Origin of the sequence: Streptomyces sp. AB3(2024) (assembly GCF_041862025.1) — a bacterium.
Lineage (GTDB): Bacteria > Actinomycetota > Actinomycetes > Streptomycetales > Streptomycetaceae > Streptomyces.
This window is the reverse complement of sequence record NZ_JBGWAB010000030.1, coordinates 18,038-39,297: the sequence shown is the minus strand read 5'-3', so window position 1 is coordinate 39,297 and position 21,260 is coordinate 18,038. Positions and strand designations below refer to the sequence as shown.

Here is a 21,260-nt window from a genome sequence, read left to right as displayed (position 1 = left end):
ACCCGGCACACGCAGGACAGGCGACGGATCAGGAGAGGAAGGCGAGCACCATGGCCGCCAGCACCACCGCGGGACCCGAGGACATCAACCGGGAGACCCCGGTGCCGCAGCGGCTGCTGGCCGTCGCGACCAGGCTGTTCGCCGAGCGCGGCTACGACCGCACCTCCGTGCAGGAGATCGTCGAGGCGGCCGGCGTCACCAAGGGCGCGCTCTACCACTACTTCGGTTCCAAGGACGACCTGCTGCACGAGGTGTACGCGCGCATGCTGCGTCTCCAGCAGCAGCGGCTCGACGCGGTGGCCGGATCCGATGCTCCCGTCGAGGAGCGGCTGCGGGCCGCCGCCGCCGACGTGGTCGTGACCACCATCGAGAACCTCGACGACGCGATGATCTTCTTCCGGTCGATGCACCAGCTCAGCCCGGAGAAGTACAAGCAGGTGCGGGCGGAGCGCCGGCGCTACCACGAGCGGTTCCGGGCCCTGGTCGAGGAGGGGCAGCGCACCGGGGTGTTCGCCACGGCCACCCCCGCCGACCTGGTGGTGGACTTCTACTTCGGGTCCGTCCACCACCTGTCGACCTGGTACCGCACGGACGGCCCGCTCACCCCGCACCAGGTCGCCGACCACCTCGCCGACCTGCTGCTGCGCTCGCTGCGCCCGTAGCCCCGCACCGGCACCGGCCGCCACGGGACTACGGGACTGCGGGACTACGCCGCTACGGAGCCACCTTCAGCAGCTTGTTCGCCGTGCCCGCGGAGGGGTTGGTCACCGCGCCGCTCGTGGCCGCGGCCGTCAGCGCCGCGGCCGTCTGCGCCGGGGTCGCGGACGGGTGCCCGGCCAGGTAGACCGCCGCGGCGCCCACCACGTGCGGGGTGGCCATGGAAGTGCCGGAGATGGTCTTCGTGCCGGTGTCGCTGTCGTTCCAGTCGGACGTGATGTCCGAACCCGGTGCGTACAGGTCCACCACGGAGCCGAAGTTGGAGAACGAGGACTGCTGGTCGTCGATGGTGCTCGACGCCACGGTGATCGCCTCCGGGACCCGCGCGGGGGAGCCCTGACCGGCGTCGGCCGATTCGTTGCCCGCCGCCACCGCGAAGGTGACGCCGGAGGCGATGGCCCGGCGCACCGCCTCGTCGAGCGCCTCGTCCGCGCCGCCGCCCAGGCTCATGTTGGCCACCGAAGGCCCCGAGTGGTGCTGGGTGACCCAGTCGATCCCGGCGACCACCTGTTCGGTCGTGCCGGAGCCGTTGTCGTCCAGCACCCGCACCGCGACCAGCTTCGCCTTCTTGGCGACGCCGTGCGCGGTCCCGGCTATGGTGCCCGCGACGTGCGTGCCGTGGCCGTTGCCGTCGTCGGCCTTGTCGTCGTCGTCCACCGCGTCGAAGCCGGACGTCGCGCGACCGCCGAAGTCCTTGTGCGTCGTACGTATGCCGGTGTCGATGACGTACGCCGTCACGCCCTCGCCGGCGCTGTCGGGGTAGGTGTACTTCTTGTCGCCCGCCTTGGCCGTCTGGTCGATCCGGTCCAGACCCCATGACGGCGGGTCGTCCTGCGTGGTCTTGATCGTGAACTTCTTGTTCTGCACGACCTTGCCGACGGCCGGGTCCGCGGCGAGCCGCTTGGCCTCGGTCTCGCTCAGGCCCGCGGCCGAGAAACCGTTGACCCCGGAGCTGTAGGTGCGCTTCAGCTCACCGCCGTACTTCTTGGCGAGCTGTTCCTTGTTCGCGGATGCGTCGAGTATGACGACGTAGCTTCCGCTGATCGCACCGGGTGCGCCCAGGCCGTACACCGTGCCCTCGGCCGGTGTTGCCGCTCCCGCTAAGGGGGTGGCGATCAGGGCCACGGCGGCCGCGGCGGCGGCTCCCGTGCCGACCGCCGCGTACCGGAGGGTGCGGCTGCGCTTGTGAGTTGCCATCTGGAGAGTTCTCCTCGTGGTGACGTGTGGGGCGTCGAACCTTCTGGAGAACCCTGTTCCGATTGACAGGCGCAAATCAAGAACGTACCGGCGGTTCGGAGTTGTTCAACAAGGTTTCTTAAAAGGCCCCCCGCACCGCCTTCACCTCGCACATGGGTTCGCACGAACTCCCACACGATTCCCACACGTTCAGGAGCGCCCCGCGTACCTCTTCAGCTCCCGGTGGGCCAGCGAGCGCTGGTGTACCTCGTCCGGACCGTCCGCCAGTCGCAGGGTCCGGGCAGCCGCCCACAGCTCGGCCAGCGGGAAGTCCTGACTGACCCCGCCCGCGCCGTGCAGCTGCACGGCCTGGTCCAGGATCCCCACGACCGCGCGCGGAGTAGCGATCTTGATGGCCTGGATCTCCGTGTGCGCGCCCCGGTTGCCCACCGTGTCCATCAGCCACGCGGTCTTCAGCACCAGCAGCCGCAGCTGCTCGATGGTGACCCGGGCGTCCGCGATCCAGCCCTGCACCACTCCCTGAGCGGCCAGCTCCTTGCCGAAGGCCGTACGGCCCACCGCGCGCCGGCACATCAGCTCGACGGCCCGCTCGGCCATGCCGATGAGCCGCATGCAGTGGTGGATCCGCCCCGGACCCAGCCGCGCCTGGGCGATGGCGAAGCCGGTGCCCTCCTCGCCGATCAGGTTCGCGGCCGGCACCCGGACCCCGTCGAAGACCACCTCGGCGTGGCCGCCGTGGTCGTGGTCCTCGTACCCGTACACGGTCATCGCCCGGCGCACCTCGACGCCCGGGGTGTCGCGGGGGACCAGGATCATCGACTGCTGGCGGCGCGGATCGGTGCCGTCCGGGTCGGTCTTGCCCATGACGATGAAGATCTTGCAGTCCGGGTTCATGGCACCGGAGATGAACCACTTGCGGCCGGTGACCGCGTACTCGGAGCCGTCCGCCGAACGCTCGATCCGCGTCTCGATGTTCGTCGCGTCGGAGGAGGCCACCTCCGGCTCGGTCATCGCGAACGCCGAGCGGATCTCCCCGGCCAGCAACGGCTCCAGCCACTGCTTCTTCTGCTCCTCGCTGCCGAACTGGGCGAGCACCTCCATGTTCCCGGTGTCCGGGGCCGCGCAGTTGGTCGCCATCGGCGCCAGGTGCGGACTGCGGCCGGTGATCTCGGCGAGCGGGGCGTACTGGAGGTTGGTCAGCCCAGCGCCGTGCTCGGCATCCGGCAGGAAGAGGTTCCACAGGCCCTGGCGGCGCGCCTCGGCCTTCAGTTCACCGAAGACGGCCGGGGTGTCCCAGGGCGAGGCCAGCCGTGTGCGCTGCTCGGCGGCAAGGGCCTCCGCCGGGTACACGTGACTCTCCATGAACGCGAGCAGCCGCTCGCGGAGTTCCTCGGTCCGGGCGTCGAATGCGAAGTCCATGGGTGTGGCTCAGCCTTCCTGGAGGGTGGTCAGACCGTGTTCGATGAAGACCGGGACCAGTTCGCCGATCCGGTCGAAGCCCGCGCCGACCGTCTGGCCCAGCGTGAAGCGGTAGTGGATGCCTTCGAGGATCACCGCGAGCTTGAACCAGGCGAAGGCCGTGTACCAGGCGATCGCGCCGGTGTCGCGCCCGGAGCGGGCGGCGTAGCGTTCGACCAGTTCGGCGGGGTCCGGGTGCCCCGGTGCGCGGCTGGTCGTGCTGACCGGGGAGTCCGTCAGGCCGAGGTCGGAGCTGTACATCACCAGCAGCCCGAGGTCGGTGAGCGGATCGCCCAGCGTGGACATCTCCCAGTCCAGCACCGCCCGGATCGAGTCGTCCGGCCCGCCGATCAGTACGTTGTCCAGCCGGAAGTCCCCGTGCACCACGGTCGGCGCGGGGGAGGCAGGCAAGGTCCTGCCGAGCGCGGCGTGGAGCTCGTCGATGCCGGCCAGCTCCCGCCCGCGGGAGGCCGCGAGCTGTTTGCCCCAGCGGCGCAGCTGCCGGTCGAGGAAGCCCTCGGGCCGGCCGAAGTCGCCCAGCCCCACCGCGCCGGGATCCACCGCGTGCAGGTCGACGAGGGTGTCCACCAGGGCGAGCACCGCCCGCCGGGTCCGCTCGGGGCCGATCTCCTCCAGCTGGGCGGCGGTCCGGTACGGGACCCCGTCCACGTACTCCATGACGTAGAACGGCGCCCCCAGCACCTCCTCGTCCTCGCACAGCAGCAGCGGACCGGGCACCGGTACGGCGGTCCCGTGCAGGGCGGCGATCACCCGGTGCTCGCGCCGCATGTCGTGCGCGGTGGCCAGGACGTGCCCGAGCGGCGGGCGGCGCACCACCCAGCGGGCGGAGCCGTCGGTGACCGCGTACGTCAGGTTCGACCGGCCCCCCTCGATCAGCCGGCCGCTCAACGGCCCGCCCACGAGCCCGGGGCGCGCGGCGTCGAGATGGCCGCGCAGCCGCTCCAGGTCCAGGCCGCGCGGGCTCGGGGAGCCTGCCGGGACTGCGGTCATGGTGCGCACCTCCGTACGGGGTTGACGGTGGGGGTTGCTCGGAGGACATCATGCCGACCAGTCGGTATGGCGTCCAGAGGGCGGGCCGGAGGAAGCCTGCGGACACCGCCGCCCGGGCCGCGGCGCCCACGGCCGCCGCGTCAGGCGTGGCACAGGATCGGCGTGCCCCCGTTCATCACCGTCATGTCCCCGAGCACGGCCATGATGTCCAGCGGCGCCCCCTCCGGCTCCCCGGCCAGCTCCGCGTACGCCCGGTGGACGTTCGCCACCAGCCGCTCGCTCTCCCGCCAGGCCGCGAACTCGCCGAGATCGGCCCCCTGCGCGACCTCCAGCGGGGTCAGCCCCTTCTCCCGCCCCTCCCGCGCCAGTTCGGCGACGAACCGCAGGTACCGCTCGGTCGCCCCGTACGCCGCCGCGTCGGTCAGCGGTCCGTGCCCCGGTACGACGGTCTCCGCGCCCAGGGACCGCAGCAGCTCCAGCGCCCGCAGAGATCCGGACAGCGAGCCCATCGCCAGGAACGGCGTGCCCTCGGCGAAGACCAGATCCCCGGTGAAGACCACCCGCTGCCGGGGCAGCCACACGATCGCGTCCCCGGTGGTGTGCGCCACGCCCGGGTGGATGACCTGCACCTCGGTCTCGCCGACGTGCAGGGTCATGCGCTCGCTGAAGGTGAGGTCCGGCGCGGTGATCTCTATCGCCCCGAAGTCGGTCGCGGGCCAGATCAGCTCCAGCTGGTGCCCGGCCGCGAGCTGCTCGGCGCGCGCGTTGTCGTGTCCGACGATCAGGGCCTCGGGCGCGAACACCGCGTTGCCGTAGGTGTGGTCGCCGTGGTGATGGGTGTTGACCACGGTCCGGGGGAGCGGCACCCCGGCCGCCGTGACGGCCTCGCGCAGGGCCAGCGCCCGCCGCTCGGTGGCGGCCGTGTCGACGAGCAGGGTCCGCCCGCCGTCGCTGACGAAGCCGGCGTTGTTCAGGCACCAGCCCCCGTCCGGCTGGACGTAGGCGTACACCCCGGCCGCGGGCTGGACTACGTACGGTGCGTCGACGGTCATGGGCGCTCTCCCCCGGGTCGCTTCGACAGGTGAGCGGCATCCTGTCAGCCGTGGCCCGGCCGGGGGAGAGCGGGGGGTGAGCGGCCGTCAGCGGCCGTCGGCGAGCGTCGGCGAGTGTCGGCGGCCGTCAGTGGTCGTCGTAGTGGCCGTCGTGCTCCGCGTGCCGGTGCCCGTCGTGGAGGTAGTCGACGTGGTCGCCGTGCGGGACCGACTCGTGCCCGCAGTCGGCCCCGTGGGCGTGGGCGTGCCCGTCGTGGGTGGTGTGGTCCGGGGTCTCGCACTCGTCCCAGTGCCCGGAGTGCTCCCGGTGCAGGTGGCCGTCGTGCGCGTAGTCCACGTGGTCGCCGTGCGAGACCGCCCGGTGCCCGCACGAGGGGCCGTGGGTGTGTTCGTGCGTGGGGTGCTCGTGGTGCAGGGTCGTCATGGCGCAGAGGCTAGTGGGGAACGTCCCTTAACGCCCGTTCTGTCCGAGCTCGTGTCGCACAGCCCGGCAGATCTCAGAAGATCACCGTCGTCGCGAACAGCGCCAGCGCCACGGTGCACAGCACCACTCCGAGCGCCACACGCGGTGCGAGCGCCGGAGGCCGCGCCGTCGCCAGCTGGCGCACGCGCACGTGCGCCACACCCAGGAACGCCAGCCAGATCAGCGCGATCACCGCCGTCCCCGCCACCCGCAGGGGGGAGCCGGAGCCGTGCAGGGCTTGCCGCAGCGCCAGTACCGCGGCCACCGAACAGGCCAGTGTCGTACGCCGCCAGGCCAGCCGGGTCCGCTCCGGCTGGAGCCCGGCGTCGCGGGAGGCCGTGCCCGGCCCGCTCACCGGCCCGTCGTCCAGCCCAGCAGCACGACCACCACCATCGCCACCGCGACCAGCCCGACGCCCAGACTGAGCACCACCGGGAACCGTGACAGCGGCAGGTCCTCGCCCCGCCGCATCGCCCGCTCGCACCGTACCCAGTGGTTCACCGCGCGCAGCGCGCAGGCCGCACCGACGGCCAGCAGCGCGAGGGCCATCCCGACGCGCACCCCCCACCGCAGGTCCGGCAGGAACTGGTCCACCGCGAACCCGCCGCCCACCAACGCCAGCGCGGTCCGGATCCAGGCCAGGAAGGTCCGCTCGTTGGCCAGGGAGAACCGGTAGTCCGGGGTGTCGCCCTCGTCCCTCAGCCGCTGTGGCGCGAACCAGAGGCGCACGTCCTTGACGAAGTCGATCATCCGGCCAATCTACGGGCAGCCACCCGGCCGCCCCGGGAGCGCCCCGGCCTTCGACGCCGGCGCTCAGCCCCCGGTGCCCCCCGCCCCCGCCGCCCCGCCTCCCGCCCCTCACCCCGCGCGGTACGCCGTCAGCCGCCGGTACGCCTCCAGCCCGTCCGGCACCCACGCCCAGCTCCCGTCGGCGACCCGCCGCTCCAGCTCCTCCTGCGGGAGCCAGGTGTGCCAGGCCACCTCCGAGGCCTGCGGGGCCACCGGCAGGTCGCACCGCACCTCGTGCACGGAGGACCACCAGGCCCCGCCCGGCCCCTCGTAGAGGAACTTGAACAGCGGCGCCGGCTGCTCCAGCCCGCTCACCCCCAGCTCCTCCTCGGCCTCCCGCAGCGCGGCCCCCGCGTAGTCCTCCCCGGCACCCAGCACCCCGCCCACGAACATGTCGTAGTGCGCGGGGAACACCAGCTTCGAGGCGGTCCGGCGGTGCACGAACACCCGCCCCCGCGCGTCCCTGGCCTGCACGAACACACACCGGTGGAGCAGCCCCCGGGCGTAGACCTCGCCCCGCGGGGCCTGCCCGGTGACCCGGTCGTCCCGGTCCACCACGTCCAGTACCTCATCAGCTGCACTCACGGAACCCATCCAATCACCGCCATTGACTGGTTACCGCTCCGTAGCAAAGGATCTGCCCCACCACCGACCGGAGGACGGGCTACCCATGACGACGTACGACGCCGACGTGATCGTGATCGGAGCGGGCCTCGCCGGGCTCGTCGCCACCGCCGAGCTCGTCGACGCGGGCCGCACGGTGATCCTCCTCGACCAGGAGCCCGAGCAGTCCGTCGGGGGCCAGGCCCACTGGTCCTTCGGCGGCCTGTTCTTCGTGGACTCGCCCGAGCAGCGCCGGATGCGCATCAAGGACAGCCGCGAGCTCGCCCTCCAGGACTGGGCCGGAACCGCGGGGTTCGACCGGCCCGAGGACGCCTGGCCGCGCCGCTGGGCCGAGGCCTACGTGGACTTCGCGGCCGGGGAGAAGCGGCCCTGGCTGCACTCCCTGGGCGTCCGCTTCTTCCCCGTCGTCGGCTGGGCGGAGCGCGGCGGCTACGACGCGAACGGCCACGGCAACTCCGTCCCCCGCTTCCACATCACCTGGGGCACGGGCCCCGGCCTGGTCGCCCCCTTCGAACGCCGGGTCCGGGCCGGGGAGGCGCGCGGCCTGGTCCGGTTCCGCTTCCGCCACCGGGTCACGGGTCTCGCCACCACCGGCGGCGCCGTGGACACCGTCACCGGGGAGGTCCTGGCCCCGTCGGACGCCGTACGGGGCGCCGCCAGCAGCCGCGAGGTCACCGGGGCCTTCTCCCTCCGGGCGCAGGCGGTGATCGTCACGAGCGGAGGCATCGGCGGCAACCACGACCTCGTGCGCGCGCAGTGGCCGGCCCGCCTCGGCACCCCGCCCGAGCGGCTGCTGTCCGGGGTCCCGGCGCACGTGGACGGCCTGATGCTCGGCATCACGGAGCGGGCCGGCGCCAGCCACATCAACAAGGACCGGATGTGGCACTACACCGAGGGCATCGAGAACTGGGACCCCATCTGGGCCCGGCACGGCATCCGCATCCTGCCCGGCCCGTCCTCGCTCTGGCTCGACGCCACCGGCAAGCGGCTGCCCGTACCGCTCTTCCCGGGCTTCGACACCCTCGGCACCCTCGACCACATCATGAAGACGGGCCACGACCACACCTGGTTCGTGCTCAACCAGCGCATCATCGGCAAGGAGTTCGGCCTCTCCGGCTCCGAGCAGAACCCCGACCTGACCGGCAGGTCGGTCCGCGACGTCATCGACCGCGCCCGCCAGGCCGTGCCCGGCCCGGTGAAGGCCTTCATGGACCGCGGCGCCGACTTCGTCGTCGAGCGGGACCTCGCCGCCCTGGTGCGCGGCATGAACGCCGTCACCAAGGAGAACCTCCTCGACGAGGCCACCGTCCGCCGGGAGGTCGTGGCCCGCGACCGGGAGATCGCCAACCCCTTCACCAAGGACCTCCAGGTGACGGCCATCCACGGTGCCCGCAAGTACCTCGGCGACAAGCTGATCCGCACCGCCGCCCCGCACCGCATCCTCGACCCGAAGGCGGGCCCGCTGATCGCCGTCCGGCTCTCGATCCTGACCCGCAAGTCCCTCGGCGGCCTGGAGACCGACTTGTCCTCCCGCGTCCTGACCCCGGCGGGTGAACCGCTCCCCGGCGTCTACGCGGCCGGCGAGGCAGCCGGCTTCGGCGGGGGAGGGGTCCACGGCTACCGCGCGCTGGAGGGCACCTTCCTGGGCGGCTGCATCTTCTCGGGCCGCGCCGCGGGCCGCGCCGCGGCGAGGGCCGTCTCCTAGATCCCGTCCTGGACGAGCCTGAAGCGTTGGGTCACCACCATGGTGTCGTCGTGGACGGTGAAGCGGGGGTCGCCCATGGCCGCGCGCAGGTCGGGGCTGTGCCAGAACCCCTCGTGGGAGGCGCGCCATTCGGCCACGGACGCATATCCCTCGCCCTCGTGCAGCGCGTGCCGCAGTTCGACGTCGGCCAGCCGCAGCACCCGCACCTCCGTCAGTTCCAGGACAGCCAGCGGCTGTCCGGCGGAGTCCATCAGGGCCGCGCGGCCACCCGGTTCGGGCAGCGGCTCGCCCTCCCGCTCGTACTCCTCCAGCAGTCCCGTCGTCGTGGTCTTGGCCCCGCTCAGCACGGCCGCCACCAGTTGGTCCCGCAGTTCCCCGGGGAAGCCCAGGAGGAAGGGGGGCAGGTCGTCGTGGATCGCCATGGCGGCAGCCTACGGGGCCGGTCCCGCGGGCGACACCCATATCCGAACCACCGCAACCATGCCAACTCAGCCAACGGAAACACCAGTTGAAACCCGCCACGCGACGGAGCGGACCTTGACGCGGAGCTGTGCATACCGGTTTGCTGTGCGTGATCATCCGGAACGCTCACCGGCGTGATCCAGCCGCACCACCGGAACCGCCCGCACCACCGGTACCACCGGCACCACCATCCTCTGCGTCACTCCGTGCGTGCTCCCGCGCACGTCGTCCACCCGCGCACGTCGTCCACCCGCGCCCGCGTCCTGGAGGGAACCCGCGGATGTCCCCGCCTCCGCCGCCCCTGGGCCGCGCCCGCAAGCGGGACGCGGCGCTCTTCGACCCCGCCCTGTGCGACACCGAACTGGTCTCCGTGCGCTCCCAGTTCACCCAGGGCCGGTGGGCCAAGGCCCGCGCCCTCCTCGTCGGCACCGGTGACGACTGGGACCGCCGCGGCCACCGCGTCGTCGTCCTCGCCGAAACCCCGGCCGCCACCGCATGGGCCCGCGAATGGCTGCTCGCCGAGCCCGGCAGCGCCGACGCCACGACCCTCCTCGCCTGCGCCGCCGTCTTCGGCGCCCTGCGCCGCAAGGGCACCCCCGAGGCGGCCGAGGAGGCCTGCCGGCGGGCCGCCGCGCTGCTGCCCGCCGACCCCACGCCCTGGCTGGGCCTGCTCATGCTCTCCCGCGCCTTCGGCACCGAGGAGGAGTTCAGCCGCCACTTCGACCAGGTCCGGGCCCGCCACCGGGAGCACCACCACGCCCACCACCTGATGGTCGCCAAGCTGGCCGAACGCACCCCCTCCCTGGGGCACGACCCGCTCCACGAGGTCTACGACTTCGCCGCCTGGGCCGCCGAGGAGTCCCCGGCCGACTCCCCGCTCGCCGTACTGCCCGTCATCGCCCACGCCGAGCGCTACCGGGTCGTCGCCGCCGCCCAGGGGGGTTCCATCCCCGGGTCCGCCGGCCCGCACTGGACCGGCCGCCGCGCCCGGCAGGTGCTGCGCTCCGCCTTCGACTGGTGGCTGGAGTGGGAACGCGAGGACCACCCCCGCAACCGGGTCGACCTCAACTTCCTCGCCCACGCCAAGCTCTGCGAGGGCCGCCCCGCCGAGGCCGCGGCCCTCTTCCACCGCATCGGCAGCCATGCCACCCCCGCGCCCTGGTCCTATCCGGACCGGGACCCGCACAAGGCCTTCCTCGCCGCGCGCAGCGCCGCGCTCGGCACCGACTGACCCCGACCAGCCAGTCCCCCGAAAGGACCCCGCCATGCCGACGGGCAGATCCACCACGCTCCCAGCCGAGGCCGAGATCCGCACGTACAAGGGCCAGGACCGCGCCCTGCGCGCCGACCGTCTCGGCACCGCCGGACTGCTGCTCTCCGTACTCGCCGCGAGCGCGCCCCTGATGGTCGTCGCGGGTGTCATGCCCACGATCTTCGGGGTCATGGGCATCGTCGGCCAGCCGCTGCTCTTCGTGATCCTCGGCGTCGTCCTCGCCCTCTTCGGCATCGGGTACGCCGAGATGAGCCGCCACGTCCACAACGCGGGCGCCTTCTACGCGTACATCGCGCGCGGCCTCGGGCCCACCGCCGGGGCCTCCGCGTCCCTCGTCGCCCTCGTCGCCTACAGCGCCATGCAGGTCGGCGTGTACGGCATCCTCGGCTTCGAGATCTCCGGCCTCTTCGCGACCTACCTCGACACCCGGGTCGCCTGGTGGATCCCGGCCCTGATCGCCGTCGCCGCCACCGGCGCGCTGGGCTGGCTGAAGATCGACCTCAACGCCAAGGTGCTAGGCGTCCTGCTGCTGATCGAGTGCGCCCTCGTCGTCGTGTTCGACGCCGCCGCCCTCGGCAAGCCCGGCCCCGAAGGACTCTCCCTCACCGCCTTCGACCCCGGCACCCTCTCCGGAGCCGGCCTGGGCACGGCCCTGTGCTTCTGCATCGCCGCTTTCGTCGGCTTCGAGCAGTCCCCGGTGTACGCCGAGGAGACCAGCAGGCCCCACATCGTCGTCTCGCGCGTGATGTTCCTCGCGATCGGCTTCGTCGCCGTCTTCTTCGCCCTCAGTGCCTGGGCCCTGTCCGTGGCCACCGGACCCGCCGGGATCACCGCCGCCTCCGCGAAGGCCGGTCCCGGACTGCTCTTCGAGCTGACCGAGGCCCGTCTGGGCGCCGCCTTCACCGACGTCCTGCACGTGCTCTTCGTCACCGGCATGTTCGCGGCCATGCTCAGCTTCCACAACGTCGTCGCCCGCTACGCCTTCGCCATGGGCCGTGAGGGACTGCTCCCGGCCCGCTTCGGCCGCACCAACCCCGGCACCGGCGCCCCCGCCACCGGCTCCTTGCTGCAGACCGTCGTGGCCGCCGTCGTCGTCATCGTCTTCGCGCTCACCGACAGCATGCCGGCCGGCGACCCCACCACTCCCGTCCTGCACCTGTTCACCTGGATGGGCAGCGTCGGAGCCCTCGGCGTGACCGTCCTGATGGCCGCCTCCTCCTTCGCCGTCATCGCCTTCTTCGTCCGCCGAGGCACCGCAGGCGCCCAGGTGTGGCGCCTGATCGCCGCGGCCCTTGCGGGCCTCGCGCTCGTCGCCATCGCCGTCTACACCGTGCGCGACTTCGGCGTGCTGGTCGGCGCCGCGGAGGGCTCCGCGCTGAGCTGGACGCTGCCCGCGATCATCGTCGTGGCCGCCCTGGGAGGACTGGTCCACGGGCTGCTGCTCAAGAGGCGCCGCCCCGAGGCCCACGCCCGGATCGGCCTGGGCAACGAGGCCTTCCGCCTCGACCAGGCCGCGGAGGCCGACCCGGTCGACTGAGCCCCGTAGCCTCGCTTTCGTGCCCGCCGCAGGCCCCCCGCGACCGTTTCCATGGTCGCCGGGGGCCTGCGCGTGCATGGGGCCGATTTTGGCGGGTAGCGGAGCCTCATGGTCTATTGGGGCGACAAAATCACCGGAACGCGGCACGGGGGACACCACCCAGCTCCCCCGCACGCGCCCCCGGCCTGCCCTCCGAACCACGAAGGCGAAGTCCCGAATGAGTGACCGCACCTTGACCGAGGCCCCCGCCGAGGCGTCGTCCCGCCACGTCGACGCCGGTGACGAGGGCTACAGCAAGGACCTCAAGTCCCGCCACATCAACATGATCGCCATCGGCGGGGCGATAGGCACCGGCCTGTTCCTCGGCGCGGGCGGCCGGCTCGCCGGCGCCGGCCCCTCCCTCGCCATCGCCTACGCGGTGTGCGGAGTCTTCGCCTTCTTCGTGGTGCGGGCCCTGGGCGAGCTCGTCCTGTACCGCCCGTCCTCCGGAGCCTTCGTCTCCTACGCGCGCGAGTTCATGGGGGAGAAGGGCGCCTACACCGCCGGCTGGCTCTACTTCCTCAACTGGTCCACGACCACCGTGGCCGACATCACGGCCGCCGCGACGTACGCCCACTTCTGGTCGATGTTCACCGACGTCCCCCAGTGGGTGCTCGCCTTCATCGCCCTGGCCGTCGTGCTGACCGCCAACCTGATCTCGGTGAAGTACTTCGGCGAGATGGAGTTCTGGTTCTCCCTGGTCAAGGTCGCCGCCCTCGCGGTCTTCCTGATCGTCGGCATCTACCTCGTCGCCACCAGCCACGACATCGGCGGCCACACCCCGGGCCTCGCCAACATCAGCGACAACGGCGGCATCTTCCCGTCCGGCGTGCTCCCGATGCTCCTGGTCATCCAGGGCGTCGTCTTCGCGTACGCCTCCGTCGAGCTCTGCGGCGTCGCCGCGGGCGAGACCGAGAACCCCGAGAAGATCATGCCCAAGGCGATCAACTCGATCATGTGGCGCGTGGGCCTCTTCTACGTCGGCTCCGTGGTCCTGCTGGCCCTGCTGCTCCCGTACACCGAGTACTCCGGCGACCAGAGCCCCTTCGTCACGGTCTTCGACAAGCTCGGCGTCCCCGGCGCCGCCGGCATCATGAACCTGGTCGTCCTGACGGCGGCCCTCTCCAGCCTGAACTCCGGCCTCTACTCCACCGGCCGCATCCTGCGCTCGATGGCCGTCTCCGGCTCCGCCCCCAAGTTCACCGGTGTCATGAACAAGGGCAAGGTCCCCTACGGCGGGGTCCTGTTCACCGCCGCCTTCGGCGTCGCGGGCGTCGGCCTGAACTACTTCATGCCCAAGGACGCCTTCGAGATCGTCCTGAACTTTGCCTCGCTCGGCATCCTGGGCACCTGGGCGATGGTCATGCTGTGCTCGCTCCACTTCTGGCGGCGCGCCGGCCAGGGCCTCCTGGAGCGCCCCTCCTACCGCCTGCCCTGGGCCCCGTACACCCAGATCGTGACGCTGGTCTTCCTGGTCACCGTCCTGGTCCTGATGTGGTGCGACGGAGGCGTCGGCCGCACCACGATCCTCTTCGTCCCGGTCATCGGCGCGGCCCTGGTCGGCGGCTGGTTCCTGGTCCGGGGCCGGGTGGCGGAGATCGCCGCCGCCCGCTCCGGCGACTGACGGGCCGGACCACCGTCGTACCGAGGAGAAGGCCCCCGCACACCGGTGCGGGGGCCTTCCCGTCGTACCGGACGTCCCCTGCCCGCGGGCGGCCGGGACGTCCACGGCATTCCTCCGGATGACTTCGCCGGGGATCCACCGCCCGTCGCCATGGCATGCGAGTGTGACGAGCGCCACAATGCAGTCCCTGGACGCACTGCCGCGGCACTGCTCTCATGGGTCTTCGCGCCCGGCCGACGATCTTGGACGGGCGCCGGGGAGCGGTGGCGTGTACGCATTCGGCAGGGCATCGGGAATTCCGCGGCACTTTCCCCCGCGGGCCGCACCGCGGCAGGGGGTGGATTCCGTCGTGCCCGCAGGCCGAAGCGATGGAGCCGAACGAGCCTGCGGGATCCCGCCCGTCGCCCGCATCGACGGCCACGGCCCGATCACGGGCCGCGGTCCGGTGGAAGGGCCGCACGCATGGGGGCGGTAACGGCTCTGGAGAAGCTGCTGCCGGTGGTCCTGGCCTTCGGCTGCGGCGTTCTCCTCGCGCGGCGCAAGGTGGTGCCGGCGGACAGCTCCAAGGTCTTCGCCGACTACGCGTTCCTCTTCGCGGTCCCCTGCTACCTGTTCGGCAACATCTACGCGAGCGACCTGGCCGCCCTCTTCGACTGGAGGGCGATCGGCGGCTACGCGGCCGCGGCCGGCTGCGCGGTCGTCGCCATCGGCATCGCGGCCCGGCTGTCGGGGGTCCTGGACCCCCGGGCCGTCGCGCTGCGGATCATGGCCGGGGTCCAGGTGAACACCGCCTACTTCGCCGTACCGGTGTTCATCATGCTCTTCGGGAACGCGGCGCCGATCTTCCCCGTGCTGCTGTTCCAGGTCTGCGTGCTGTCCCTCGTGGTCATCTCGGTCATGGAACTGGGCCGCCCGGCCGCCGGAGGCCCGGGGGTACGGCTCGCGCGGGCCGTCGGGGCCTCGCTCGTGACGCCCGTCGTCCTCGCCTGCAACGCGGGCATCCTGCTCAACCTGCTGTCGGTGCACCTGCCGAAGGCGGTCCTGGACAGCTTCGCGTTCGTCGGAGACAGCGCCTCCCCGGTGGCGCTGTTCGCCCTCGGGCTGCACCTGGGAGGCGCCGGCCTCACGATCCGGGGCACCACCCTGGAGGAGGTGTGGCTCATCGCCTTCAAGTGCGCGGCCTTCCCCCTCATCGCCTGGGCCGTGTGCCGCTACCTCTTCGGAGTCGAGGGCGAGTGGCTCGGCTACCTCGTCCTGATCGCCGCGATGCCGGCCCCGCAGAACCTCTTCATCTTCGCGCAGCGCTACGACGTCGACGTCGCCATGTCGGCCGAGCTCGTGGTCAAGAGTTCCCTTGCGTCGCTGCTCCTGCTGCCCCTGTGGGTGCAGTGGACCATCCACTTCGGCTGACACCGGAGCGGGCCCACGCGGCCAGTCCCACCTGGAGAACGAAGAAGGACCCCGCCGGAGCGGGGTCCTTCTCTCCTGTGTCCGAGGGGGACTTGAACCCACACACAGGCAGGAAGACGCGGAGACCGTCCCCCTGCGTCCCCGTCCCCGGCCGGTTCCGGGTTGTCCCGAGTGCGCACGGTTGGCGCAGCTGCGCAAGTCCTCCTGCGGATGCACGGGACGGGCCACTGATGGAAATGCAGACCTGGCGGGATTCCTGGGGCCGGGCCGACAACGCTTCGGAGTCCATACGCACGGCCCTGGCCGTCCTCGGCGTTCCCGAGACGGTGTGGAACAGCCTTCGGCCCACGGTGACCCACAACGGAGGGGCCTACGTGGACTTCGGCAAGCTCCCGGCCGATGTGGTTGAGCAGCTTGCCGAAGCTCTTCGTCTGCCCGCAGCTCCCTGCTGACTCCCGCCCCTTGCGGGGGCAGGGCCTTGGCCGGCTCACGCACCGAAAGGAGGTGCAGTGATGACCGACCCCGGTGACAAGGACGGCGGCGGGAAGTTCCCGCCTCCGCCCGCCGCATAACGAGTCCTCAACCGTCGAGAGAGAGGGAATCTCACTGTGACGACCATGCTGGAATCTCCCGTCGCCGTACGGCACGGGCGGGACCTCGTCAGTCCCGAGCTGTTCGAGAAGGTGTCGGAGTTCTGCGCGGAGGAGTACGGGCACGAGCTGTCCACCGCCCGCCGGATCGTGGACCAGGCCCTTGCCTTCCTCAAGGTCGTGGGCGACACCCGGGCGTTCGACATGACCCCGTCCGACGCCGTGGACCCCGGATGGCACTCGTTCGTGCTCCACACCCAGGCATACGCCGCCTGGTGCGACGAGCAGTTCGGGTTCTTCCTCGGACACGAGCCCAAGGCCACCGTCCGCACCCGCCCGCTGATCGGTTCCGTAGTGGACCTCGTCAGGGCCGCCGGGTTCCACGTGGACGACCGGCTGTGGGGCGCGGCGAAGGACTGCAACCCGCCCGCGTGCTGCGGTGACGGCGACGGCTGCTGATCCACTCCCACCGAACGGAAGCGGTCCGGGCGTGGCTAAGGCGCCCGGACCGCCACAGCCAAGGGTTCCAAAGACGAGCAGCAAAGACGAGGGCCTGACCGGACGAGGTCGGGTCACGGTGTTCGCGATGTTCGGCACGGTCGTCGGCTACGCCACCCACCATCTTGACGAACGACGGATCGGCGACGTGGCCGTGATCGGCCCCCTGACCCCTGGTGTCGAGTGGCCACGGCTGTGGCAGACGGCCCGTTCCTGTGGCAGGACCGCAGCCAAGGACACCGAACTCGCACAGTGGATCCTGATCCAGGCGACCCGGGCGTTCGTCTGCGGCAGCGACCGTATCGCCCAGTTCCATGACCAGGGCTGGAAGCTGGAGCCCGGTGGGAAGCGCGTCAGCTTCGAAACCACCTACGCCAACCGAGACCACCTGTGGACCGGCAACCTGACCGTGGACGGACTCGGCCCTGACCAGGTAGCCGAGCGCCCTTCGCTCTACCGCGCGTAGCTCGGTTGCCCTGATGTCCTGCTCCCCGAACGGCTCCAGTTCCCGACCTCGGCGCGGTTCTCCTTACGCTCCGCGCTGGCCGGCTGCGGCTCAGCGTGACGGGAAGCGTCCCGGTTCTGGTCACAGAGTCGGCGCGCCGGCGCACCCTCCGGACGCGCCTGCGCCTGCCCGAGGGCTGCCCGATCCACGACTGGAGGCCGGGGAGACACCCGTAGAGGTCTCCGCCAACGTCCGGCACCACTCGCCGGGCTGCAGGACGGCCCGGTACGGGCAATGACGTAAGGACGGAGCGCGCAGACCGGCCGCCTCCGGAGCGCGCCGACTCGGCCCGCCATCCCTGGTCTGACCTGCGGAATCTCTGGGCCGTTGGCCACGTGGTTGGTCACGCCACAGCCCAGAAAAGCAGAAAACCCCACGTGAAGTGGGGTCCCAGCTGGTGTCCGAGGGGGGACTTGAACCCCCACGCCCGATAAAGGGCACTAGCACCTCAAGCTAGCGCGTCTGCCATTCCGCCACCCGGACAAGGTGTCTGTCTCGCGTCCCTCGCGGGCCGTTCCGACGTGGAAAACATTACCAAACATTCGGGGCCCCCGATCACACCCCCCGGTGACCGGGGAACGCCCTTGGGCGGAGCGGCCCGGAGCGGGAGGATGGGGACGTAGCCGGTACTGATCAGTGGGAGGAAGCAGCGTGAGCGAATCGGGCACGGGCAAGAACGTCTCCGGCGAGGACGAGGTCGTCGACCTCTGCCGGGACCTCATCCGGATCGACACCAGCAACTACGGGGACCACTCGGGACCGGGCGAGCGCAAGGCGGCCGAGTGGGTCGCCGAGAAGCTGGCCGAGGTCGGGCTGGAACCGCAGATCTTCGAGTCGCACAAGGGGCGCGCCTCGACCGTCGCCCGCATCGAGGGCGAGGACCCCTCCCGGCCCGCGCTGCTGATCCACGGGCACACCGACGTGGTCCCGGCCAACGCCGCCGACTGGACCTACGACCCCTTCGCGGGCGAGATCGCGGACGGCTGCGTGTGGGGCCGCGGCGCGGTCGACATGAAGGACATGGACGCGATGACGCTGGCCGTCGTCCGCGACCGCATGCGCAGCGGCCGCAAGCCCCCCAGGGACATCGTGCTGGCCTTCCTCGCCGACGAGGAGGCGGGCGGCACGTACGGGGCACGGCACCTCGTGGACAAGCACCCCGGGCTCTTCGAGGGCGTCACCGAGGCCATCGGCGAGGTCGGCGGGTTCTCCTTCACCGTGAACGAGAACCTGCGGCTCTACCTCGTGGAGACCGCCCAGAAGGGCATGCACTGGATGCGGCTCACGGTCGACGGCACCGCGGGCCACGGCTCCATGACCAACAACGACAACGCGATCACCGAGCTGTGCGAGGCCGTCGGGCGCCTCGGCCGCCACCAGTGGCCGGTGCGCGTCACCAAGACCGTCCGGCACTTCCTCGACGAACTCTCGGACGCCCTCGGAACCCCGCTCGACCCCGACGACATGGACGCCACCCTCGTCAAGCTCGGCGGTATCGCCAAGATGGTGGGCGCCACCCTGCGCAACTCCGCCGCCCCGACGATGCTCGGCGCCGGCTACAAGGTGAACGTGATCCCCGGCCAGGCCACGGCGCACGTCGACGGCCGCTTCCTGCCGGGCTACGAGGACGAGTTCTTCGCCGACCTCGACCGGATCCTCGGCCCGCGCGTGAAGCGGGAGGACGTGCACGGGGACAAGGCCCTGGAGACGGACTTCGACGGGCGGCTCGTGGACGCCATGCAGGGCGCCCTGAAGGCCGAGGACCCGATCGCGCGCGCCGTCCCGTACATGCTCTCGGGCGGTACGGACGCGAAGTCCTTCGACGACCTCGGCATCCGCTGCTTCGGCTTCGCGCCGCTGCAGCTGCCGCCGGAGCTCGACTTCGCCGGGATGTTCCACGGCGTGGACGAGCGCGTGCCGGTCGACGGGCTCAAGTTCGGAGTGCGGGTGCTCGACCGGTTCATCGACAACGCCTGACGGCCTGAAATCGCGCGGATGTGCGCATTCCACTGAGAAGAGTGAATGCACTCATACGCTCGTAGCCCTGGTGATCCCTCCTCGTTACAGGTGGTGCGGTCCGCGGCTGGGACCGCACTTGCCTACTAGGAGGAACAATGCTCAAGAAGGTTGTCGCCGCTGCGGCTGCTACCGGTGGTCTGGTTCTCGCGGGTGCCGGCCTCGCCGCCGCCGACGCGGGTGCGCAGGGTGCGGCCATCGGCTCCCCGGGTGTCCTGTCCGGCAACGTCGTCCAGGTTCCGGTCCACATCCCCGTGAACGTCTGCGGCAACACGATCTCCGTGATCGGCCTGCTCAACCCGGCCTTCGGCAACACCTGCGTCAACGCCTGACGCGTCTGAAGTACTGGCCCCGGAGCGCATTCCAGCGCTCCGGGGCCGCCGGGCTTTCGGACCCGGACCACACCTTCGGCGCGGCAGGCGGGGGAGCCTGTACGGCCTGAGCGCCGACCGACACGTACACACCAGGGGACGAGTACAGATGCGACGACCGGTTCAGGTCACGAGGAAGACGCTGATCACGATGGCGGCGGCGGGGGGCGTCCTCGCGATGGGCGGCGGTTACGCGCAAGCCGACTCCGGGGCGGCCGGGCACGCCGCGAACTCACCGGGCCTGCTGTCCGGGAACAACGTGCAGGCGCCGGTGGACGCACCGGTGAACGCCTGCGGCAACACGATCTCCGTGATCGGCCTGCTCAACCCGGCCTTCGGCAACAGCTGCGCCAACACGTCGGCCACGCCGCAACACCCGGGCCACCCCGGCGGCGGGGACGACGAGGACTGCGACGAGCCGGGTCACCCCGGCAACCCGGGTACTCCGGGCGGGCACACCCCCGGCAACCCGGGCACGCCGGGCGGCCACACGCCCGGTAACCCGGGCGGACACACGCCCGGCCACCCGGGCACCCCGGGCGGACAGACCCCGGGCAACCCGGGCACCCCCGGCGGTCACACCCCCGGTAACCCCGGTACTCCGGGCGGTCACACCCCCGGTAACCCCGGTACTCCGGGCGGTCACACCCCCGGTAACCCCGGTACTCCGGGCGGTCACACCCCCGGTAACCCCGGTACTCCGGGCGGACAGACCCCGGGCAACCCGGGCACCCCCGGCGGACAGCCCCCGGGCAACCCCGGTACTCCCGGCGGACAGACCCCGGGCAACCCCGGTGCTCCCGGCGGCCAGACGCCCGGCACGGGTTCCGGGACGCCCGGACTCGCCGCCACCGGCGCGGGTGACGTCATGACGGCCGGAATCCCGATCGCGGGCGGCCTGCTGCTGGCCGGAGCCGTGCTCTACCGGCGCGCCCGCAACGCCGCCTGACGGCACCGCGACGCGGGCCCCGCCCTCACCGGGGCCCGCGTCACCAGGTCGCGCGGACCTGACGGATGATCCGGCGGCGCAAGCGCACGCGGCGGCTGCCGTTCCGGTACAGGGCCATCCGGTCCAGCTCCCAGTGGCCGTATTCCGCATGATCGGTCAACAGGCGGGTCGCCTCCTGGCGGGAGGTACCGCGAGGCACGTACACGTCGACAAATTCGTATTCCGGCATCGCATCTATTGTGCGGGCACCGGCCCGCTACGGATAGCGTCTGCACTATGTCTGATGCCGCTCTGCCCACTGTTGCCGAGGTACGCGCCGCCGCCGAGGCGGTCAAGGCCGCTCTCGACCGTCACCTCGCCGCGGTCGAGAGCAGGATCGGGGACGAGGACCCGGCCGTCTACGCCGCCTTCAACGAACTCGCCGCCGCCGCCGAGGAGTACGACGAACTCCTCTACGACCGCTACGACGAGGTCACCCCCTTCGAGATCCCCACGCCCGAGGACGGTGTCGCGTACACCGGCCCCGCCGAGCCCGCCGCCTTCAGCGTCCTCATCCGCCGCGACTACGCCGTCGTCGAGCCGGCCCGGCTGATCGCCCAGGCCGAGCGTGTCGCCGCGCACGACCGGGACGCCGAACTCGTCGACGACGCGGGCACCGCGGGGGCGCTCGGCGTGCTCTTCGGGGAGTACGAGCCCGACGAGATCGCCTCCCGCTACAAGGAGTTCGGCCTGGAGGAGGGCGACTCCACCCTCTGGATCGCGGCGCTGGAGGAGGTCGCCGAACCGGGGGACTGGCTGGGCTCGCCCTTCGGGCAGACGGATCCCCAGGACGTGGTGCACCGCTTCGACGTCAGTTCGGTCTTCGACGAGGACGTCGAGGAGGAGGACTTCGAGGAGGGCGAGGAGGCCGCGGCCCCGGGCTTGGCCCCGGCCTGATCCCACCGGCCGCGGGCCGTCGTCGACGCACGCC

General features: G+C 71.7%; 23 protein-coding genes and 1 tRNA gene. 13 read left to right on the top strand and 11 right to left on the bottom strand.

Annotated elements, in window-relative coordinates; all coding sequences use genetic code 11:
* Nucleotides 1-50 precede the first annotated feature (50 nt).
* Nucleotides 51-662, top strand: coding sequence for a TetR/AcrR family transcriptional regulator (locus ACEPPI_RS15180; RefSeq protein ID WP_037688592.1), 612 nt, complete (start codon nt 51-53; stop codon nt 660-662).
* A 52-nt stretch (nt 663-714) separates the two neighbouring features.
* Here the strand turns inward: ACEPPI_RS15180 and ACEPPI_RS15175 are convergent, their stop codons facing one another.
* From ACEPPI_RS15175 to ACEPPI_RS15140, 8 genes are all read right to left on the bottom strand, one after another.
* Nucleotides 715-1,914 carry a S8 family serine peptidase gene (locus tag ACEPPI_RS15175; RefSeq protein WP_373915745.1) on the bottom strand — a complete coding sequence of 400 codons (1,200 nt, stop codon included), beginning with the start codon at nt 1,912-1,914 and terminating at the stop codon, nt 715-717.
* Between the two features lie 189 nt (nt 1,915-2,103).
* The gene (locus tag ACEPPI_RS15170) at nt 2,104-3,333 is read right to left on the bottom strand and encodes an acyl-CoA dehydrogenase family protein (protein ID WP_373915744.1); all 1,230 of its coding nucleotides are present in this window, start codon (nt 3,331-3,333) and stop codon (nt 2,104-2,106) included.
* A 9-nt stretch (nt 3,334-3,342) separates the two neighbouring features.
* On the bottom strand, nt 3,343-4,383 hold the full coding sequence (locus ACEPPI_RS15165) for a phosphotransferase family protein (protein WP_371679278.1): 1,041 nt from the start codon (nt 4,381-4,383) through the stop codon (nt 3,343-3,345).
* A gap of 140 nt (nt 4,384-4,523) precedes the next feature.
* Nucleotides 4,524-5,435 carry an MBL fold metallo-hydrolase gene (locus ACEPPI_RS15160; RefSeq protein ID WP_373915743.1) on the bottom strand — a complete coding sequence of 304 codons (912 nt, stop codon included), beginning with the start codon at nt 5,433-5,435 and terminating at the stop codon, nt 4,524-4,526.
* Nucleotides 5,436-5,562: 127 nt separating this feature from the next.
* Nucleotides 5,563-5,859, bottom strand: coding sequence for a hypothetical protein (locus tag ACEPPI_RS15155; protein WP_373915742.1), 297 nt, complete (start codon nt 5,857-5,859; stop codon nt 5,563-5,565).
* A gap of 73 nt (nt 5,860-5,932) precedes the next feature.
* Entirely contained in the window at nt 5,933-6,253 is a 321-nt protein-coding gene (locus ACEPPI_RS15150) for a DUF202 domain-containing protein (RefSeq protein WP_373915741.1), read from the bottom strand.
* Nucleotides 6,250-6,648 carry a YidH family protein gene (locus ACEPPI_RS15145; protein ID WP_030238937.1) on the bottom strand — a complete coding sequence of 133 codons (399 nt, stop codon included), beginning with the start codon at nt 6,646-6,648 and terminating at the stop codon, nt 6,250-6,252. The genes ACEPPI_RS15150 and ACEPPI_RS15145 overlap by 4 nt, the downstream gene beginning before the upstream one ends.
* A gap of 108 nt (nt 6,649-6,756) precedes the next feature.
* Nucleotides 6,757-7,281, bottom strand: coding sequence for an NUDIX hydrolase (locus tag ACEPPI_RS15140; RefSeq protein ID WP_373915740.1), 525 nt, complete (start codon nt 7,279-7,281; stop codon nt 6,757-6,759).
* 76 nt (nt 7,282-7,357) lie between these two features.
* On the opposite strand from ACEPPI_RS15140, the gene ACEPPI_RS15135 reads away from it, so the two are divergent.
* Nucleotides 7,358-9,016 (top strand): FAD-binding dehydrogenase, encoded by a 1,659-nt coding sequence (locus tag ACEPPI_RS15135; protein ID WP_373915739.1) that lies wholly within the window; start codon nt 7,358-7,360, stop codon nt 9,014-9,016.
* On the opposite strand, the gene ACEPPI_RS15130 is transcribed toward ACEPPI_RS15135, so the two are convergent.
* Entirely contained in the window at nt 9,013-9,438 is a 426-nt protein-coding gene (locus ACEPPI_RS15130; RefSeq protein ID WP_373915738.1) for an ASCH domain-containing protein, read from the bottom strand. The two genes, ACEPPI_RS15135 and ACEPPI_RS15130, sit on opposite strands and share 4 nt — an antisense overlap.
* A gap of 320 nt (nt 9,439-9,758) precedes the next feature.
* Between ACEPPI_RS15130 and ACEPPI_RS15125 the strand changes: the two genes are divergently transcribed.
* The 7 genes from ACEPPI_RS15125 (at nt 9,759) to ACEPPI_RS15095 (ending at nt 16,915) form a co-directional block, all read left to right on the top strand.
* Entirely contained in the window at nt 9,759-10,709 is a 951-nt protein-coding gene (locus ACEPPI_RS15125; RefSeq protein WP_373915737.1) for a hypothetical protein, read from the top strand.
* 34 nt (nt 10,710-10,743) lie between these two features.
* Nucleotides 10,744-12,288 carry an APC family permease gene (locus ACEPPI_RS15120; protein WP_373915736.1) on the top strand — a complete coding sequence of 515 codons (1,545 nt, stop codon included), beginning with the start codon at nt 10,744-10,746 and terminating at the stop codon, nt 12,286-12,288.
* 217 nt (nt 12,289-12,505) lie between these two features.
* Nucleotides 12,506-13,951, top strand: coding sequence for an amino acid permease (locus ACEPPI_RS15115; protein ID WP_373915735.1), 1,446 nt, complete (start codon nt 12,506-12,508; stop codon nt 13,949-13,951).
* A gap of 462 nt (nt 13,952-14,413) precedes the next feature.
* On the top strand, nt 14,414-15,361 hold the full coding sequence (locus ACEPPI_RS15110) for an AEC family transporter (RefSeq protein WP_373915734.1): 948 nt from the start codon (nt 14,414-14,416) through the stop codon (nt 15,359-15,361).
* Nucleotides 15,362-15,591: 230 nt separating this feature from the next.
* Nucleotides 15,592-15,813 (top strand): hypothetical protein, encoded by a 222-nt coding sequence (locus ACEPPI_RS15105; protein ID WP_373915733.1) that lies wholly within the window; start codon nt 15,592-15,594, stop codon nt 15,811-15,813.
* A gap of 165 nt (nt 15,814-15,978) precedes the next feature.
* Nucleotides 15,979-16,410 carry a hypothetical protein gene (locus ACEPPI_RS15100; protein ID WP_373915732.1) on the top strand — a complete coding sequence of 144 codons (432 nt, stop codon included), beginning with the start codon at nt 15,979-15,981 and terminating at the stop codon, nt 16,408-16,410.
* A 127-nt stretch (nt 16,411-16,537) separates the two neighbouring features.
* A complete protein-coding gene (locus tag ACEPPI_RS15095) occupies nt 16,538-16,915 on the top strand; it encodes a hypothetical protein (protein WP_373915731.1) in 378 nt (125 codons plus the stop codon).
* Nucleotides 16,916-17,349: 434 nt separating this feature from the next.
* On the opposite strand, the gene ACEPPI_RS15090 is transcribed toward ACEPPI_RS15095, so the two are convergent.
* Nucleotides 17,350-17,437 (bottom strand) — tRNA-Leu (locus ACEPPI_RS15090).
* A gap of 168 nt (nt 17,438-17,605) precedes the next feature.
* Here ACEPPI_RS15090 and ACEPPI_RS15085 point away from each other — a divergent pair.
* The 3 genes from ACEPPI_RS15085 to ACEPPI_RS15075 all read left to right on the top strand — a co-directional run bounded on the left by ACEPPI_RS15085 (nt 17,606) and on the right by ACEPPI_RS15075 (nt 20,290).
* The gene (locus ACEPPI_RS15085; protein ID WP_373915730.1) at nt 17,606-18,931 is read left to right on the top strand and encodes a M20/M25/M40 family metallo-hydrolase; all 1,326 of its coding nucleotides are present in this window, start codon (nt 17,606-17,608) and stop codon (nt 18,929-18,931) included.
* Nucleotides 18,932-19,068: 137 nt separating this feature from the next.
* On the top strand, nt 19,069-19,302 hold the full coding sequence (gene chpH / locus ACEPPI_RS15080) for a chaplin ChpH (protein WP_373915729.1): 234 nt from the start codon (nt 19,069-19,071) through the stop codon (nt 19,300-19,302).
* A 148-nt stretch (nt 19,303-19,450) separates the two neighbouring features.
* The gene (locus ACEPPI_RS15075; protein ID WP_373915728.1) at nt 19,451-20,290 is read left to right on the top strand and encodes a chaplin family protein; all 840 of its coding nucleotides are present in this window, start codon (nt 19,451-19,453) and stop codon (nt 20,288-20,290) included.
* 40 nt (nt 20,291-20,330) lie between these two features.
* Here the strand turns inward: ACEPPI_RS15075 and ACEPPI_RS15070 are convergent, their stop codons facing one another.
* Nucleotides 20,331-20,519, bottom strand: a complete 189-nt coding sequence (locus ACEPPI_RS15070; protein WP_373915727.1) for a DUF5703 family protein — start codon at nt 20,517-20,519, stop codon at nt 20,331-20,333.
* A gap of 47 nt (nt 20,520-20,566) precedes the next feature.
* Between ACEPPI_RS15070 and ACEPPI_RS15065 the strand changes: the two genes are divergently transcribed.
* Nucleotides 20,567-21,226, top strand: a complete 660-nt coding sequence (locus ACEPPI_RS15065; protein ID WP_373915726.1) for a hypothetical protein — start codon at nt 20,567-20,569, stop codon at nt 21,224-21,226.
* Nucleotides 21,227-21,260 lie beyond the last annotated feature (34 nt).

Bases quoted from the DNA above. Each gene is read 5' to 3' on its own strand.
- ACEPPI_RS15180 (WP_037688592.1), top strand. From the start codon at position 51: ATGGCCGCCAGCACCACCGCGGGACCCGAGGACATCAACCGGGAGACC.
- ACEPPI_RS15175 (WP_373915745.1), bottom strand. From the start codon at position 1,914: ATGGCAACTCACAAGCGCAGCCGCACCCTCCGGTACGCGGCGGTCGGC.
- ACEPPI_RS15170 (WP_373915744.1), bottom strand. From the start codon at position 3,333: ATGGACTTCGCATTCGACGCCCGGACCGAGGAACTCCGCGAGCGGCTG.
- ACEPPI_RS15165 (WP_371679278.1), bottom strand. From the start codon at position 4,383: ATGACCGCAGTCCCGGCAGGCTCCCCGAGCCCGCGCGGCCTGGACCTG.
- ACEPPI_RS15160 (WP_373915743.1), bottom strand. From the start codon at position 5,435: ATGACCGTCGACGCACCGTACGTAGTCCAGCCCGCGGCCGGGGTGTAC.
- ACEPPI_RS15155 (WP_373915742.1), bottom strand. From the start codon at position 5,859: ATGACGACCCTGCACCACGAGCACCCCACGCACGAACACACCCACGGC.
- ACEPPI_RS15145 (WP_030238937.1), bottom strand. From the start codon at position 6,648: ATGATCGACTTCGTCAAGGACGTGCGCCTCTGGTTCGCGCCACAGCGG.
- ACEPPI_RS15140 (WP_373915740.1), bottom strand. From the start codon at position 7,281: ATGGGTTCCGTGAGTGCAGCTGATGAGGTACTGGACGTGGTGGACCGG.
- ACEPPI_RS15135 (WP_373915739.1), top strand. From the start codon at position 7,358: ATGACGACGTACGACGCCGACGTGATCGTGATCGGAGCGGGCCTCGCC.
- ACEPPI_RS15130 (WP_373915738.1), bottom strand. From the start codon at position 9,438: ATGGCGATCCACGACGACCTGCCCCCCTTCCTCCTGGGCTTCCCCGGG.
- ACEPPI_RS15125 (WP_373915737.1), top strand. From the start codon at position 9,759: ATGTCCCCGCCTCCGCCGCCCCTGGGCCGCGCCCGCAAGCGGGACGCG.
- ACEPPI_RS15120 (WP_373915736.1), top strand. From the start codon at position 10,744: ATGCCGACGGGCAGATCCACCACGCTCCCAGCCGAGGCCGAGATCCGC.
- ACEPPI_RS15115 (WP_373915735.1), top strand. From the start codon at position 12,506: ATGAGTGACCGCACCTTGACCGAGGCCCCCGCCGAGGCGTCGTCCCGC.
- ACEPPI_RS15110 (WP_373915734.1), top strand. From the start codon at position 14,414: ATGGGGGCGGTAACGGCTCTGGAGAAGCTGCTGCCGGTGGTCCTGGCC.
- ACEPPI_RS15105 (WP_373915733.1), top strand. From the start codon at position 15,592: ATGGAAATGCAGACCTGGCGGGATTCCTGGGGCCGGGCCGACAACGCT.
- ACEPPI_RS15100 (WP_373915732.1), top strand. From the start codon at position 15,979: ATGCTGGAATCTCCCGTCGCCGTACGGCACGGGCGGGACCTCGTCAGT.
- ACEPPI_RS15095 (WP_373915731.1), top strand. From the start codon at position 16,538: ATGTTCGGCACGGTCGTCGGCTACGCCACCCACCATCTTGACGAACGA.
- chpH (WP_373915729.1), top strand. From the start codon at position 19,069: ATGCTCAAGAAGGTTGTCGCCGCTGCGGCTGCTACCGGTGGTCTGGTT.
- ACEPPI_RS15075 (WP_373915728.1), top strand. From the start codon at position 19,451: ATGCGACGACCGGTTCAGGTCACGAGGAAGACGCTGATCACGATGGCG.
- ACEPPI_RS15070 (WP_373915727.1), bottom strand. From the start codon at position 20,519: ATGCCGGAATACGAATTTGTCGACGTGTACGTGCCTCGCGGTACCTCC.
- ACEPPI_RS15065 (WP_373915726.1), top strand. From the start codon at position 20,567: ATGTCTGATGCCGCTCTGCCCACTGTTGCCGAGGTACGCGCCGCCGCC.